This window comes from Micromonospora chaiyaphumensis (genome assembly GCF_900091435.1).
GTDB lineage: Bacteria > Actinomycetota > Actinomycetes > Mycobacteriales > Micromonosporaceae > Micromonospora > Micromonospora chaiyaphumensis.
Window position 1 is genome coordinate 1 of the sequence record NZ_FMCS01000014.1, and the last position, 13784, is coordinate 13784.

Genomic DNA, 13784 nt, shown 5'->3' on the forward strand with positions numbered 1-13784 from the left:
CGGTATTAGCCCCGGTTTCCCGGGGTTATCCCAAAGCCTAGGGCAGGTTGCTCACGTGTTACTCACCCGTTCGCCGCTCGAGTACCCCGAAGGGCCTTTCCGCTCGACTTGCATGTGTTAAGCACGCCGCCAGCGTTCGTCCTGAGCCAGGATCAAACTCTCCAACAAAAATCTTTGTTGAACAATCATCCTGACAACAAAAGTGTTGCCAAAGGAATCCCAACCAGCAGACCCTCCCAAAGAAGAGCCAACCAGTCCGGGGTATAAATCAATTTGGCACTGGCTTATCAAGCACCCTGTTGAGTTCTCAAAGAACAACCACACACCATCCGAAAGCCCTACCTCAGCAGGACCCCCGTCCGGGGCAACCTCTCCAACTTACCCGGCCCGACTTCCGCTGTCAACCTCGCGTTTGAGGTGATCAACTTGGTCCGGTCCGATCCACGCTGACGCTCGCCGTTGAGGGCGGTCGTTGCTGTCGTGGGTTCCGGCGGACCGGCCGATCGCCGCTTTCGCGGCCACCCGCCCGGCTCCCTGCCGGCTTTCGAACTCTACCCGGTCGGCTTCGCGATCGCAACCCCGTGTTTCTCGGAGTGGCTCGCACCGCCCGGATCCTCAGTCTGGCTCGGCGTCACCGCCACCAGCCTGGCGCCCGTTCTCGGCCGGTTTGTCCGGCCTCCCCCGTGCAGAGAGAAAGTTACGCGGACGCCTCCGAGAAGGCAAATCAATGATCGTCATTGCCCGTTCCGCGGGCGGCGCCCAGCGACTCCGGCCGGCGGATAGCCGGCGTCGGACCCGACCGCCGGCGGCTCATCCGTGCCAGAGTGTTCGACATGGATGACGCCCCCCGGTTCCCGGCGACGCTCGCCGAGGAAGCCCTGCTCGGGCTGCTGCTGCCGTTCTGGCAGCTGGTCATCGGCGCCTTCGTGCTCGTCGTCGTCCTGGCGTCGGTGAGACGCCTCGCCCGGCGCGGGCCCTCCCGGATGACGACGGCGCTGGTCGTCACGGCCGTGGCCATCGCCGGCTTCACCGTCGTCGGCGTGCTCCTGGAGAGCTGAACGAGCGTCAGAGCCGGCGGTTGGCGAGGCTCGGCAGCTCGGCGCGGATCCTGCGCAGCCGGTCCCGGTCCAGGTCGGTGACGGCGAGGCCCGGCCCGTCGGCCACCTGGGCCAGCACCGTCCCCCACGGGTCCACCACCATGCTGCGACCGAAGCAGGTGCGCCCCGGCTCATGGTCACCGGTCTGGCCGGCGGCCGCCACGAAGCACTGGTTCTCGATCGCCCGGGCCCGGAGCAGCACCTCCCAGTGGTCGCGGCCCGTGTGCATCATGAACGCGGCCGGCACGACGAGGAGTTCCGCGGCGCCGTCGACGGCCAGCTGGCGGTAGAGCTCGGGGAACCGGAGGTCGTAGCAGATCGACAGGCCGACCCGGAGACCCTCGACGTCGACCACGACGGGCTTCTCCCCCGGCGCCACCGTGGCGGACTCCTGATAGGAGACGCGGCCGGGAATCTCGACGTCGTACAGGTGGATCTTGCGGTAGCTGGCGGCGAGCGCGCCGTCGCGGTCGAAGACCAGCGAGGTGTTCCAGGTGTGCTCGGGGTCCGGTCCGGCCTCGTGGAACGAGCCGGCGATCACCCACATGCCGAGCCGGCGCGCGGCGTCGGCGAAGAACCGGCCCACCACCCCGTCGACCGGTTCCGCCGGTGGCAGGCCGGCGGCGGGGCCCAGGTAGTCCACGTACTCCGGGAGGACCGCGAGATCCGCCCCGGCGGCCGCGGCCCTGGCCAGCAGGCCCTCGGCGGCGGCGAGGTTCGCGGTCCGGTCCTCCCGGGCGTTGAGCTGGCAGACGGCGACGCGCATGAGCTCAGCGTACGGGCGGACGGCGGGCGGCGACAGGGCTCAGACGCTGGCCAGGACGAGCGCGCCGGCGGCGAAGCCGAGCCCGGCCAGTTGCACCGGGCGGAGCCGTTCCCGGTCGACCGCGAGCGCAAGCAGCACGGTGCTCGCCGGGTAGAGCGCGGCGATGGCGGCCACCACGCTCAGGTGCCCCCGGCCGGCGGCGGCCAGGAACAGCGCGTTGGCCGCCGAGTCGAGCAGGCCGGCGGCCGCGGCCCAGCGGAGCACCCGCGGTCCGAGCCGCAGGCGTACGCCGGTGCGCACGGCGAGTGCCAGACCGAAGGCGATCGAGCTGGCCCGTACGGCGGCCACCGGCCACATGCCGGCGCCCTCGTCGGCCTGGCCCAGCAGGGCGAAGAAGATCCCGAAGAGCAGCCCGGCGCCGAGCGCCATTCCGATCAGCCGGCCGGACACCCGGCCGGTGACGCCGCCCTCGCCCAGGCTGACCAGCGCGATGGCCACGACGGCGAGCCCCGCGCCGGTGAGTGCGAGGGCGCCCGGCGAGTGCGCGGTCACCAGGCCGGCGACGATCGGCACGACCGCGGCGGTGATCGCGGTGACCGGTGCGACGACCGCCATCATGCCGTCGGCCAGCGCCTTGTAGAGCAGCATCACGCCGGCCGCGCCGGCCACCCCGGCGAGCAGCCCCCAGGCCAGGTCCAGCGGCCGGGGCGTGCCCGGCACGATCAGCACGAGGGCGAGCAGCAGCGGGACGCTGAGCAGTTGCGACACCACGGTCACCGCGACGGGGTCGGCGTGCCGGGACGCCTTGCCGCCGGAGAAGTCGGCCGTGCCGAACGCGACCGCGGAGACCGCCGCGAGCACAATGGGGAACATCAGGCAGTCGTACCACAATATTGACCGCGAAGGACAGTGTGATGACCGACGCCGAAGGGCGGGTGGGCGCGGTGACCTCCGCGGTGGCCCGACAGGTACGCGAGCTGCGGGCCGCCCGCGGCTGGTCCTTCGAGGAACTGGCCGGCCGCTCCGGGGTGAGCAAGGGCATGCTCGTGCAGATCGAGGGGGCGCGGACCAACCCGAGCGTCGGCACCCTCTGCCGGGTCGCCGACGCGTTCGGCGTCAACATCGCCCGGTTGCTGGAGCCGGCCGACGAGAGCACCGTCCGGGTCTCCCGGGCCGACGAGGCGCCGGTGCTGTGGCGGGGCGAGCACGGCGGCACGGCCCGGCTGCTCAGCGGCCTCGGCGAGCCGGACCTGGTCGAGCTCTGGGACTGGCGGTTGGAGCCCGGCGAGGCGCACCACTCCCCCGACCATCCGCGCGGCACCCGGGAGGTGCTGCACGTCCTTGCCGGGACCGTCACGGTCACCGTCGAGGGCGTCGACCACGAGGTACGCGCCGGCGAGACGGTCGAGTTCCACGCCGACCGCGAGCACGGCTACCGGAGCGCGGGCGACGAGCCGGCGCGGCTCGTGATGGTGGCGGTCACCCCGTCGGGCGAGTGGGACCGGCGGACCCGGTCACGCGGACCGCGCCCGAGCTGACCCGGGCGCGGTCGCGGTGGCGGTCAGGCCGACTTCTCCTCGCGGTCCCGGCGGGCACGCCGGCCGGTGAACTCGCGGGGCACGATCGTCGGGTTGACGTTCTCCAGGACGACCTCACGGGTGATCAGCACCCGGGCGGCGTCGGGGTTGCTCGGCACCTCGTACATCACGGAGAGCAGGACCTCTTCCATGATCGCTCGCAGGCCGCGGGCGCCGGTGCCGCGGAGCATGGCCTGGTCGGCGATGGCCTCCAGCGCGGGCGGCTCGAACTCCAGCTCGACGCCGTCGAGCTCGAACAGGCGCTGGTATTGCCGGACCAGGGCGTTGCGCGGCTCGGTGAGGATGCGGACCAGCGCGGTGCGGTCGAGGCTGCGCACGTTGGTGATCACCGGGAGCCGGCCGATGAACTCGGGGATCAGCCCGAACTTCAGCATGTCCTCCGGCATGACCTGGCTGAAGATGTCGTCGGTCGACCGCTCCGACACCGACCGGAGCCGGGCGCCGAAGCCGGTGCCGCCGGAGCCGGTGCGGGCCTCGATGATCTGGTCGAGGCCGGCGAAGGCGCCACCGCAGATGAACAGCACGTTGGTGGTGTCGATCTGGATGAACTCCTGGTGCGGGTGCTTGCGCCCGCCCTGCGGCGGCACGTTGGCCACCGTGCCTTCGAGCATCTTCAGCAGCGCCTGCTGCACGCCCTCACCGGAGACGTCCCGCGTGATCGACGGGTTCTCCGACTTCCGGGCGATCTTGTCGACCTCGTCGATGTAGATGATCCCGGTCTCGGCGCGCTTGATGTCGTAGTCGGCGGCCTGGATCAGCTTGAGGAGGATGTTCTCCACGTCCTCGCCGACGTAGCCCGCCTCGGTGAGCGCCGTCGCGTCGGCGATCGCGAACGGGACGTTGAGCATCCGGGCCAGGGTCTGCGCCAGGTGGGTCTTGCCGCACCCCGTGGGGCCGAGCAGCAGGATGTTGGACTTGGCCAACTCGACGCCGTCGCTGCCCGAACCCGGGGCGCCGGCCGCCTCGGCCTGGATCCGCTTGTAGTGGTTGTAGACCGCGACGGCGAGCGCCTTCTTGGCCTGCTCCTGGCCGACGACGTAGTTGTCGAGGAACTGGCAGATCTCCATCGGCTTGGGAAGCTCTTCCCACTTCACCTCGCCGGACTCGGCCAGCTCCTCCTCGATGATCTCGTTGCAGAGATCGATGCACTCGTCGCAGATGTAGACCCCGGGGCCCGCAATGAGCTTCTTGACCTGCTTCTGCGACTTGCCACAGAAGGAGCACTTCAGTAGGTCGCCGCCGTCACCGATCCGTGCCACCTACGTTCTCCCTGCACTCGTCGGCCGGTGCGCCGGCCCCTGACCTGCGGGCGCCGCGCGCCCGTCCGTCCTGTCGTCCCACCTCGCCGGTCCGACCCAGCGAAGCGGCACAGACCCGACGTTACCCGCTGCCGGAGGTTTCTCCGACCCCCAAAACGGGTGTGTCAGAGGTCGGCCGGGAACGATGCCCCGGCCGACCTCCGACCGCACACTGCTCAGCTGGCGGCGTGAGACGCCAGCAGACCCTTCTTGCGGCTGGTCAGGATGGTGTCGACCAGCCCGTACTCCTTGGACTCCTCGGCCGTCATGATCTTGTCACGGTCGATGTCCTTGCGCACCTGCTCGATCGGGCGGTTGCAGTGGCGGGACAGCATGTCCTCCAGCTGCGTCCGCATCCGCAGGATCTCGCGGGCCTGGATCTCGATGTCGGACCCCTGGCCGTAGCCGCCCTCGGTGGCCGGCTGGTGGATGATGATCCGCGAGTTGGGCAGCGCCATCCGCTTGCCCGGGGTGCCCGCCGAGAGCAGCACCGCCGCCGCGCTGGCCGCCTGCCCGAGGCAGACGGTCTGGATGTCCGGGCGGACGTACTGCATGGTGTCGTAGATCGCCGTCATGGCGGTGAACGAGCCACCCGGCGAGTTGATGTACATGATGATGTCGCGATCCGGGTCGGTGCCCTCCAGCGTCAGCAGCTGGGCCATCACGTCGTTGGCCGACGCGTCGTCCACCTGGACGCCGAGGAAGATGATCCGGTCCTCGAAGAGCTTGTTGTACGGGTTGGACTCCTTCATCCCGTACGACGTGCGCTCGACGAACGACGGCAGCACGTAGCGGTTGTGCACGGCCGCGAACTGGGGCGGCAGGCTCAGGTCGGTCATCGTCAGCTCCTCAGCTCAGGGTCCCGGCGCCATCCGGAACCTGAGCGGCCCCGATGATCACCTTGTCGATGAAGCCGTAGTCCATGGCCTCCTGGGCGGTGAACCAGCGGTCCCGGTCCGAGTCCGCCTCGATCTGCGCCTGGCTCTGGCCGGTGTGGTGCGCGACCCGCTCCTGGAACATCCGCTTCGTGTAGAGCATCTGCTCGGCCTGGATCGCGATGTCCGACGCGGTGCCGCCGAGGCCGCCGGAGGGCTGGTGCATCATGATCCGCGCGTGCGGCAGGGCGTAGCGCTTGCCCTTGGTGCCCGCGCAGAGCAGGAGCTGGCCCATCGACGCGGCCATGCCCATGGCCACGGTCGACACGTCGTTGTCGATGAACTGCATGGTGTCGTAGATCGCCATGCCGGAGTAGACCGAGCCACCCGGCGAGTTGATCCAGAGGTTGATGTCGCGGTCCGGGTCCTCCGCGGCGAGCAGCAGGAGCTGCGCGCAGATGCGGTTGGCGACCTGGTCGGTCACCTCGCTGCCCAGGAAGATGATCCGCTCCTTGAGCAACCGGTTGTAGACCGAGTCGTCGAGGTTGCCAATGGAGTCGCCACCGCGGGCCTCGATCGCCCGGAGCGACTTCTTGGGGATGTGCATGTCGGTCATGGCAGCCCTTCGCTCTCCGTACCGTCCTACCCGACACTAACCGCTCAGCCGGGAGGCGTACTCCCGGTCGGGGCACTGTTCGCTCTCAGCGCAGTCACCCGCGGGGCGTACCCCAGAACGGGTTTCGGCCGCCGCCCGGCGCACAGCGCGGGACGGCGGCCGACACCCGGATGATCAGTGCTCGTGGTCGTGCTCGGCCTCGTTCTGGGCCCGCAGCGCGTCGAGGGTGACCTCGTTGCCCGCCGAGTCCTTGATCGTGATCTTCTCCATGACCGCGGCGAGCGCCTTGCCCCGGCGGACGTCGCCGAAGACGGCCTGGGCGGCGCCGGAGCGGACCAGCTGGTCGTAGTACTGCTGCGGGGCCATGCCGGCGCGCTGGGCGCGGTGGACGATCTCGTGACCGAACTCGTCGTCGGAGACCTGCACGTCCTCGGCGTCGGCGAGGGTGTCCAGCAGGAGCTGGATCTTGACGCCCTCGGTCGCGGCCTCGGTCAGCTCGGTGTCGATCTGCTCCTCGGTCTTCTCCTCCGCGGCGAGGTACTCCTCCAGGGAGGCGCCGATGCGCTCGAGCTGGTCGACCATCGCGGCCTTGCGGCTCTCGACCTCCTCCTTGACGACACCCTCCGGCGCCGGCACCTCGGCGGTGGCGACCATCTGCTCGAGAGCCTTGTCGCGGGCGGCGTAGATCTGCTCGACCTGCTTGCCGCGGGTGACCCGCTCGCGCAGGTCGTTGCGCAGCTCCTCGATGGTGTCGAACTCGCTGGCCAGCTGGGCGAAGTCGTCGTTGAGCTCGGGCAGCTCCTTCTCCTTCACCGTGCGGACGGTCACCGCCACGTCGGCGTCCCGGCCGGCGTAGTCACCGCCGACCAGCTGGGTGGTGAAGGTGGTGCTGTCGCCGGCGGCCAGGCCGACCAGGGCCTCGTCCAGGCCCGGCAGGAGCTGCTTGCTGCCGACCTCGTGCGAGATGTTGCTCGCCTGCCCGCCCGGCACCTCCTCGCCGTCGACGGTGGCGTTCAGGTCGATCTGGACGTAGTCGCCCTCCTGGGCGGCCCGCTCCACGGTCTTCAGCGTGGCGAACCGCTCGCGCAGGCTGTTGACCTGCTCGTCGATCTCGCTGTCGGCGATCTGGATCTCGTCGACGGTCACCTCGATGGTGGCCGGGTCCGGCAGGGTGATCTCCGGACGGACGTCGACCTCGGCGGTGAAGTTGAGCGAGTCACCGTCGTTGAACTCGGTGATCTCGACCTCGGGGCGGCCGAGCGTCTTCAGGTCGTGCTCGCGGACCGCGGCGAGGATGTTCTGCGGGATGGCCTCCTGCACCGCCTCGTTGAGGACGGTGCCCCGGCCCACCCGCTGGTCGATCACGGCGGCGGGAACCTTGCCCCGGCGGAAGCCGGGAACCTGGACCTGCTGGCCGATCTCCCGGTACGCCTTCCTGAGGCTCGGCTCGAGCTCGACGAACGGCACCTCGATGGCGAGCCGCACGCGCGTCGGGCTCAGAGTCTCGACGGTGCTCTTCACAGGCGTACTCCTTGACGGATCTCAGTTGAGTCTGGGCGTGTTTGCGCGCATCGAGTGTAGGCGAGCCGGCCTGCGGCATCGGCAGCGCCCGGGTACCGCGCGGAAAAAACCGGCGGTTCCCGGACGACCCGGTCGCGAACGACAGTCGGGGTGGCGGGATTTGAACCCACGGCCCCTCGCTCCCAAAGCGAGTGCGCTACCAAGCTGCGCCACACCCCGTGGCGACGAAGAGTGTATGCCGTCCGGGCCCGCCGGACGGGCACCGGGGCGGTCCCGGGGCGGCGCGCGGTACGGCGCTGCGCGTCCGGTTCGGGGATTCGGTAGGCTGTCGGGCGCGTCCCGCGAGAGCGGGGCGGTCGCGGGCGTAGCTCAATGGCAGAGCTTCAGTCTTCCAAACTGACGGTGCGGGTTCGATTCCCGTCGCCCGCTCCACGAGGCCGAGGGAGCCGCGCGCCTACGAGCGGTCCTGGGACGGGAAGTCCACCGGCTCGCCGAACGGCTCGACGGATCCGTCCCAACCGTTCCAACCCTGTTGGGTGACCTGCCCGCCCGCGTAGGTGTACGACCAGCGGGCACCGTCCTCGCCCTCGACATGCACGGTTCCCGAGCGAACGAACGGCGCGATCGCGACGTAGAAGGCCGTGGCCTGGTCCGACCACTTGGGGTCACCCTCGTCGTCGTAGCCGAACTCGATCCAGTCCCCGTCGCGGACGACCGAGGCTCCGGCCTCCTCCGCCATGTCGGCCAGGGTGTCATTCGACGGAGACGCGTCCGGCTTGAACCAACCGTCCCGTGCCGCTATGGCGGCTCGGACAGCGGCGACCGCGGCCACGTCGTCCGACTCCGGGAGGTGCAGACGACCCGAGGGCCTCACCAGGTATCCCACGGCGCGCACCCTACCCGCGGTCACTGCCCGCCGGGCGCCCCGCGACCCGGCTCTGCCCGGCGGTGCCGCGCCGGAGATCGACGGGCGGCGGGGGCTGCGTACGATGCGGGGCCGGACATCCCCTCGTCGGGTGGAGGTAGCGACGGATGTCAGGCCAGCGGGACGGTTTCGCCCTCGGCGTGGACCTCGGCACCTCGAACACCGTGGCCGTGCTGCGCTGGCCCGACGGGCGTACGCGCCCGTTGCTGGTGGAGGGCCAGCCGATCCTGCCGTCCGGTGTGTACGCCGACACCGACGGGCGCCTGCACGTGGGCCGGGACGCGCTGCGGCTGGCCCACGCCGACCCGGACCGCTACGAGCCGAACCCGAAGCGCCGCGTCGACGAGGCGGAGGTGATGCTCGGCGACCGCCGGCACACCCCGGCCGAACTGCTCGGCGCGGTGCTGCGCGCGGTGGGCGAGGCCGCCGTGGGCGCGCTCGGGTTCCTGCCGCCCGCCGTGGTCACCTGCCCGGCCACCTGGGACGCGGACCGGCGGCAGGTGCTCGCCGAGGCGCTCGCCCTGGCCGGCTGGCCGTCGGCGGCCGAGCACACCCTCTCCGGCCCCACCCCGCCCGGCACCCGGCTGCTGCGCGAGCCGGTCGCGGCCGCGCGCTACTACACCGAGGTGCTGCGCCGGCCGGTGCCGGTCGGCGAGTCGGTGGCCGTCTTCGACTTCGGCGGCGGGACGCTGGACGTCGCCGTGGTCCGCAACGAGGGCGCGGACCCGTGGGGCGACTCGGGCTTCACGGTGATCTCCTGCGGCGGTCTCGACGACCTGGGCGGGCTGGACCTCGACGCCGCCCTGCTCGCGCTGGTCGGCGAGCGGATCGCCGCCACCCACCCGGCGCAGTGGGCCCGGCTGAGCGAGCCGGCCGACACCACCGGGTGGCGGGAGCGGCTCCAGTTCGTCGAGCACGTCCGGGGCGCCAAGGAGATGCTGTCCCGCACCACGGCGGCGCCGGTGGCGGTGCCGGGTGTCCCGGCCGCCGTGTCGCTGACCCGCGCGGACCTGGAGGGCGTGGCCACCCCGCTGCTGCGGCGGGCGGTCGCCGAGACCCGGCGGGTGATCGCCGCGGCCGGGCTGGCCCCGGAGCGGCTCGCCGGGCTGTTCCTGGTGGGCGGCTCGTCCCGGATCCCGCTGGTGGCCCGGCTGCTCCACGCCGAGCTGGGGATCGCGCCGACCGTGCTGGAGCAGCCCGAGCTGCCGGTCGCCGAGGGCGCGCTGACCGACCTGCCGCTGCGGCGGAACCGGTCGGCGGCCCCGCCGCTGCCGCTCGCCCCGGTCGTCGCGGCTCCCGCCGGGCCACCGGCCGCGGCGCCCCCGGGCGCCGGTCCCGCCGGCACCCTCCTCGACGCCGGCACGCCGCCGCTGCCCACCACGGACCCGCCGACCGCGGCCGACGTGCCGCCCACCGCGGCGCACCAGCCGGACGGCACGACCGTCGCCGCCGGGGCTCCGGGCCCGGCCGCAGCGGGCGCGCACGGCACGACCGTCGCCGCCGGACCGAACGGCACGCGGCTGGACCCTGTACCGCAGGGCACGCCGCTCGCCGCGGGACCGGACGGCACCGCCGTGGCCCCGCACTCACCCGCCCCGGGTACGCCCACACCCGCCCTGCCGCCGTACGGGTCACCGGCGGGCGTACCCCCGCAGGGCCCCGGGATCCCGCATCAGCCGGGCGGGTGGCCGGGCTGGCCCGGCGTACCGCAGAGCGGGCCGCCGGCCCCGCCGAGCGGCGGTGGCCGGGGGCGGCGGGCGCTGTGGATCTCGGTCGGCGCGGTGGTCGCCCTGGCCGGGGTGGCCACCGCGACCGTCCTCTACCTGACCTGGGACCGCCACCCGGAGCTGGACTTTCAGGCGTTCGGCAAGGGCACCCGGGTCGCGGCGGCCGGCGGGGAACGACCGGCGGAGATGTTCACGGCGGTCGCGGGCGACCGGGCCTACCTGGCCTATCCGCGCGAGGACCGGCGGCTGGCGGTGGTGGCCGTCGAGGCGGGCACCGGCAAGGAGCTGTGGCGCAAGGAGAGCGTCACCACGGCCGACCAGTGGGCCGGCGTGGTCGCGCTGCCCGGCGCGGTGGCGCTGCTCGCGGACGCCGCGGGCAGCAGCACCCCGCGTGAGCTGGAGGTGCTCGACGGCGGGTCCGGTCAGCCGCGCTGGCGGCACACCGTGCTCGGGGACGACGAGCTGTTCGTCGGCCGGGACGTGCTGGCGCTCACCGACCACGAGCGGAAGCGCCTGGTCGGGCTCAAGCTGAGCAACGGCGACGAGAAGTGGTCGCTGGACGACCTGGCCGACGAGTACCGCAACACGCGCAACAGCGTGCACCCGGTGACCACCGACGGGTCGGTGTCCGGGCCCGGGTACGGCGACGGTTCGCCCCGCGACCCGCAGCAGGGCCCGGTCGAGCAGCTCGTGCAGGTGAACGCGGACAAGTCCGTCCGGCTCATCGACCTCGGCTCCGGCGCTGAGGTCCGCCGCTGGAAGGCCGTGGCCGAGCCGGACGACCTGGTGGCCGCCCACGAGGACCGGCTCTACGTGGCGGGCGACGACGGGCGGCTGCTCGCGTACGACCTGGGGAAGCAGGCGCAGCCGAGCGTGCTCTACACCGCCGAGGACGACGACCGGCGGGCCAAGGCGCTGGCGCCGTGCGGGGAGCACCGGGCCTGTCTGCTGGAGGTGACCGGCTCCGACGACCAGACCGCGGTGGTGGTGGCCGCGCAGGAGGGCCAGGGCGTCAAGCGGTGGGCCGCGCCCGGTATGACGCAGCTCGTGCCGGTCGGCGAGCGGGTGCTGGCCCGGCGGATCTATCCGGAGCCGGCCGCGACCCTCTTCGCACCGGACGGCACGCGGGTGCTCGACGACGAGGACGGGGTGGCCGTCCGGGTCGACGCCGGCAACCTGCTGCTCTTCGCCGACCCGCTGGGCAGTTCGGTGGACGACCGCAGCGTGGCCGGCGTGGGCGCCGGGTCGGGCAAGGTGGCCCAGCTCGGCGAGCTGAAGGACGTGCGGGGCGACTCCTGCTCGTGGAACACCGAGGTCATCGCCTGCGGTTCCGAGGAGGACTTCGTGCTCCACCGCTTCGTCAAGGAGTAGCACCGAGGTCGCGGAAGACGGCCAGCGCCGCCGGGTCCTCGATGGTCGGCGGCACCGGCTCGTCCCGGCCCTCGACGAGCCCGCGCATGGTCCGGCGGAGGATCTTGCCGGAGCGGGTCTTGGGCAGCGCCGGCACCACGGTGACCCGGCGGAACGCGGCCACCGGCCCGATCCGCTGCCGGACCAGGGCGACCAGCTCACCGGCGAGCGCGTCCGGGTCCGCCCCGGCGCCGGCCTTCAGCACCACGTACCCGCTGGGCACCTGCCCCTTGAGCGGGTCGGCCACGCCGATCACCGCGCACTCGGCGACCGCCGGGTGCGCCGCCAGCACCTCCTCCATGGCCCCCGTGGAGAGGCGGTGCCCGGCCACGTTGATCACGTCGTCGGTGCGGCCCATCACGTAGAGGTAGCCGTCCTCGTCGAACCGGCCACCGTCGCCGGTCAGGTAGTAGCCGGGGAAGGCGGCCAGGTAGGAGCGGACGTAGCGCTCGTCGTCGCCCCAGAGGGTGGGCAGGCAGCCGGGCGGCAGGGGCAGCCGGATCACGATCGAGCCGTCGGTGCCCGCCGGCACCTCCCGGCCACCGCCGTCGACCACCCGGACGTCGTACCCGGGCACGGGCACCGACGGAGAGCCGGGCTTGATCGGCAGCGGCTCCAGGCCGCGCGGGTTGGCCGCCACCGGCCAGCCGGTCTCCGTCTGCCACCAGTTGTCCACCACGGGTACGCCGAGCCGCTCCCCCGCCCACGCCCAGGTGTCCGGGTCCAGCCGCTCGCCGGCCAGGAAGAGGGTGCGCAGGCTGCTCAGGTCGTACCGGGCCAGGAGCGCGCCGTCCGGGTCCTGCCGGCGGATCGCCCGGATGGCGGTGGGCGCGGTGAACATCGCGGCCACCCGGTGCTGGGCGACCACCCGCCAGAACGCCCCGGCGTCCGGGGTGCCGACCGGCTTGCCCTCGTAGAGCACGGTGGTCGCGCCGGTGAGCAGCGGCGCGTACACGATGTAGGAGTGGCCGACCACCCAGCCCACGTCGGAGGCGGCCCAGAAGACGTCGCCCGGTTCGATGCCGTAGACGTTCCGCATCGACCAGCGCAGCGCCACGGCGTGCCCGCCGTTGTCCCGGACCACGCCCTTGGGCCGGCCGGTGGTGCCCGAGGTGTAGAGGACGTAGAGCGGGTCGGTGGCGGCGACCGGCACGCACTCCACCGGCTCGGCGTCGGACATCACCTCGTCCCAGGTCAGGTCGCGGCCGGGGAGCAGCGGGGCGGGCTCCTGGGGGCGCTGCACGATCACGCAGTGCGCCGGGGAGTGGGTCGCCTCGTCCAGGGCGGCGGCGAGGATCGGGTGGTAGGGCACGACCCGGTCCACCTCGATGCCGCAGGAGGTGGCGACGATGACGGCCGGCCGGGCGTCGTCGATGCGGACGGCCAGCTCGTGGGCGGCGAAGCCGCCGAAGACCACCGAGTGCACCGCGCCGATCCGGGCGCAGGCCAGCATGGCGATCACCGCCTCCGGCACCATGGCCAGGTAGAGCAGCACCCGGTCGCCGCGGCCCACCCCGAGGCGGCGCAGCGCACCGGCGAACCGGGCGGTCTCGGCGAGCAGCTCGGCGTAGGTGAGGGTGCGGACCGTGCCGGTGACCGGGCTGTCGTGGATCAGCGCGGGCTGGTCTCCCCGGCCGGCGGCCACGTGCCGGTCCAGCGCGTTGTGGCAGGTGTTCAGCACGCCGTCGGGGAACCAGCGGTACAGCGGCGCGCCGCTGTCGTCGAGGATCCGCTCCGGCGCCCGGTGCCAGTCGAGGTCCGCCGCGGCCTCCCGCCAGAAGCCGGCCGGGTCGGCGATGCTCCGCTCGTACGCTGATCGATACGCGCCCATCCCGTCATGCTGGCCCCGGTCCCGGGCCGGCGCAACGGCCCACCGGGTCGGGTGCGCCGGAAGCGCGCCCCGGCTCGCTGAACGGCCGGGCTCGGCCGGTGGAGGTCACCGTTTCCGCCC

11 protein-coding genes, 2 tRNA genes and 1 rRNA gene are annotated in these 13784 nt (G+C 72.5%); 4 read left to right on the forward strand and 10 right to left on the reverse strand.

The genetic code is table 11. The features are described 5' to 3' along the window. Positions 1–168, reverse strand: a 16S ribosomal RNA gene (locus GA0070214_RS28575); the annotation flags it as partial. 665 nt (positions 169–833) lie between these two features. Between GA0070214_RS28575 and GA0070214_RS28580 the strand changes: the two genes are divergently transcribed. Further along, entirely contained in the window at positions 834–1058 is a 225-nt protein-coding gene (locus tag GA0070214_RS28580; RefSeq protein ID WP_091269774.1) for a hypothetical protein, read from the forward strand. 7 nt (positions 1059–1065) lie between these two features. Here the strand turns inward: GA0070214_RS28580 and GA0070214_RS28585 are convergent, their stop codons facing one another. Continuing rightward, entirely contained in the window at positions 1066–1863 is a 798-nt protein-coding gene (locus tag GA0070214_RS28585; RefSeq protein WP_091269632.1) for a carbon-nitrogen hydrolase family protein, read from the reverse strand. 39 nt (positions 1864–1902) lie between these two features. Then, positions 1903–2736, reverse strand: a complete 834-nt coding sequence (locus GA0070214_RS28590) for a DMT family transporter (protein ID WP_091269633.1) — start codon at positions 2734–2736, stop codon at positions 1903–1905. 41 nt (positions 2737–2777) lie between these two features. Between GA0070214_RS28590 and GA0070214_RS28595 the strand changes: the two genes are divergently transcribed. Further along, on the forward strand, positions 2778–3401 hold the full coding sequence (locus GA0070214_RS28595) for a helix-turn-helix domain-containing protein (protein ID WP_091269634.1): 624 nt from the start codon (positions 2778–2780) through the stop codon (positions 3399–3401). Positions 3402–3424: 23 nt separating this feature from the next. Here GA0070214_RS28595 and clpX read toward each other — a convergent pair whose 3' ends face one another. The 5 genes from clpX to GA0070214_RS28620 form a co-directional block, all read right to left on the reverse strand. Next, positions 3425–4720: an ATP-dependent Clp protease ATP-binding subunit ClpX gene (gene clpX / locus GA0070214_RS28600; RefSeq protein WP_091269635.1), complete on the reverse strand. Its 1296-nt coding sequence runs from the start codon at positions 4718–4720 to the stop codon at positions 3425–3427. Positions 4721–4935: 215 nt separating this feature from the next. Further along, entirely contained in the window at positions 4936–5598 is a 663-nt protein-coding gene (locus GA0070214_RS28605; protein ID WP_091269636.1) for an ATP-dependent Clp protease proteolytic subunit, read from the reverse strand. A 10-nt stretch (positions 5599–5608) separates the two neighbouring features. Next, on the reverse strand, positions 5609–6250 hold the full coding sequence (locus GA0070214_RS28610; protein WP_088960728.1) for an ATP-dependent Clp protease proteolytic subunit: 642 nt from the start codon (positions 6248–6250) through the stop codon (positions 5609–5611). A gap of 174 nt (positions 6251–6424) precedes the next feature. Continuing rightward, positions 6425–7771, reverse strand: a complete 1347-nt coding sequence (tig, locus tag GA0070214_RS28615) for a trigger factor (RefSeq protein ID WP_091269637.1) — start codon at positions 7769–7771, stop codon at positions 6425–6427. A gap of 145 nt (positions 7772–7916) precedes the next feature. Next, a tRNA-Pro gene (locus GA0070214_RS28620) sits at positions 7917–7990 on the reverse strand. Between the two features lie 139 nt (positions 7991–8129). On the opposite strand from GA0070214_RS28620, the gene GA0070214_RS28625 reads away from it, so the two are divergent. Further along, positions 8130–8203 (forward strand) — tRNA-Gly (locus GA0070214_RS28625). Positions 8204–8225: 22 nt separating this feature from the next. Here GA0070214_RS28625 and GA0070214_RS28630 read toward each other — a convergent pair. Then, on the reverse strand, positions 8226–8510 hold the full coding sequence (locus tag GA0070214_RS28630; RefSeq protein ID WP_091269638.1) for a hypothetical protein: 285 nt from the start codon (positions 8508–8510) through the stop codon (positions 8226–8228). Positions 8511–8803: 293 nt separating this feature from the next. Here GA0070214_RS28630 and GA0070214_RS32880 point away from each other — a divergent pair, with 293 nt between their 5' ends. Beyond that, on the forward strand, positions 8804–11794 hold the full coding sequence (locus GA0070214_RS32880; RefSeq protein WP_091269639.1) for an Hsp70 family protein: 2991 nt from the start codon (positions 8804–8806) through the stop codon (positions 11792–11794). Here GA0070214_RS32880 and GA0070214_RS28640 read toward each other — a convergent pair. Further along, entirely contained in the window at positions 11784–13664 is a 1881-nt protein-coding gene (locus tag GA0070214_RS28640) for a propionyl-CoA synthetase (protein WP_091269640.1), read from the reverse strand. The two genes, GA0070214_RS32880 and GA0070214_RS28640, sit on opposite strands and share 11 nt — an antisense overlap. Positions 13665–13784 lie beyond the last annotated feature (120 nt).

Excerpts from the sequence above, each read along its gene's own strand:
- GA0070214_RS28580 (WP_091269774.1), top strand. The coding sequence starts at position 834 with ATGGATGACGCCCCCCGGTTCCCGGCGACGCTCGCCGAGGAAGCCCTG.
- GA0070214_RS28585 (WP_091269632.1), bottom strand. The coding sequence starts at position 1,863 with ATGCGCGTCGCCGTCTGCCAGCTCAACGCCCGGGAGGACCGGACCGCG.
- GA0070214_RS28590 (WP_091269633.1), bottom strand. The coding sequence starts at position 2,736 with ATGTTCCCCATTGTGCTCGCGGCGGTCTCCGCGGTCGCGTTCGGCACG.
- GA0070214_RS28595 (WP_091269634.1), top strand. The coding sequence starts at position 2,778 with ATGACCGACGCCGAAGGGCGGGTGGGCGCGGTGACCTCCGCGGTGGCC.
- GA0070214_RS28605 (WP_091269636.1), bottom strand. The coding sequence starts at position 5,598 with ATGACCGACCTGAGCCTGCCGCCCCAGTTCGCGGCCGTGCACAACCGC.
- GA0070214_RS28610 (WP_088960728.1), bottom strand. The coding sequence starts at position 6,250 with ATGACCGACATGCACATCCCCAAGAAGTCGCTCCGGGCGATCGAGGCC.
- GA0070214_RS28630 (WP_091269638.1), bottom strand. The coding sequence starts at position 8,510 with ATGGCGGAGGAGGCCGGAGCCTCGGTCGTCCGCGACGGGGACTGGATC.
- GA0070214_RS32880 (WP_091269639.1), top strand. The coding sequence starts at position 8,804 with ATGTCAGGCCAGCGGGACGGTTTCGCCCTCGGCGTGGACCTCGGCACC.
- GA0070214_RS28640 (WP_091269640.1), bottom strand. The coding sequence starts at position 13,664 with ATGGGCGCGTATCGATCAGCGTACGAGCGGAGCATCGCCGACCCGGCC.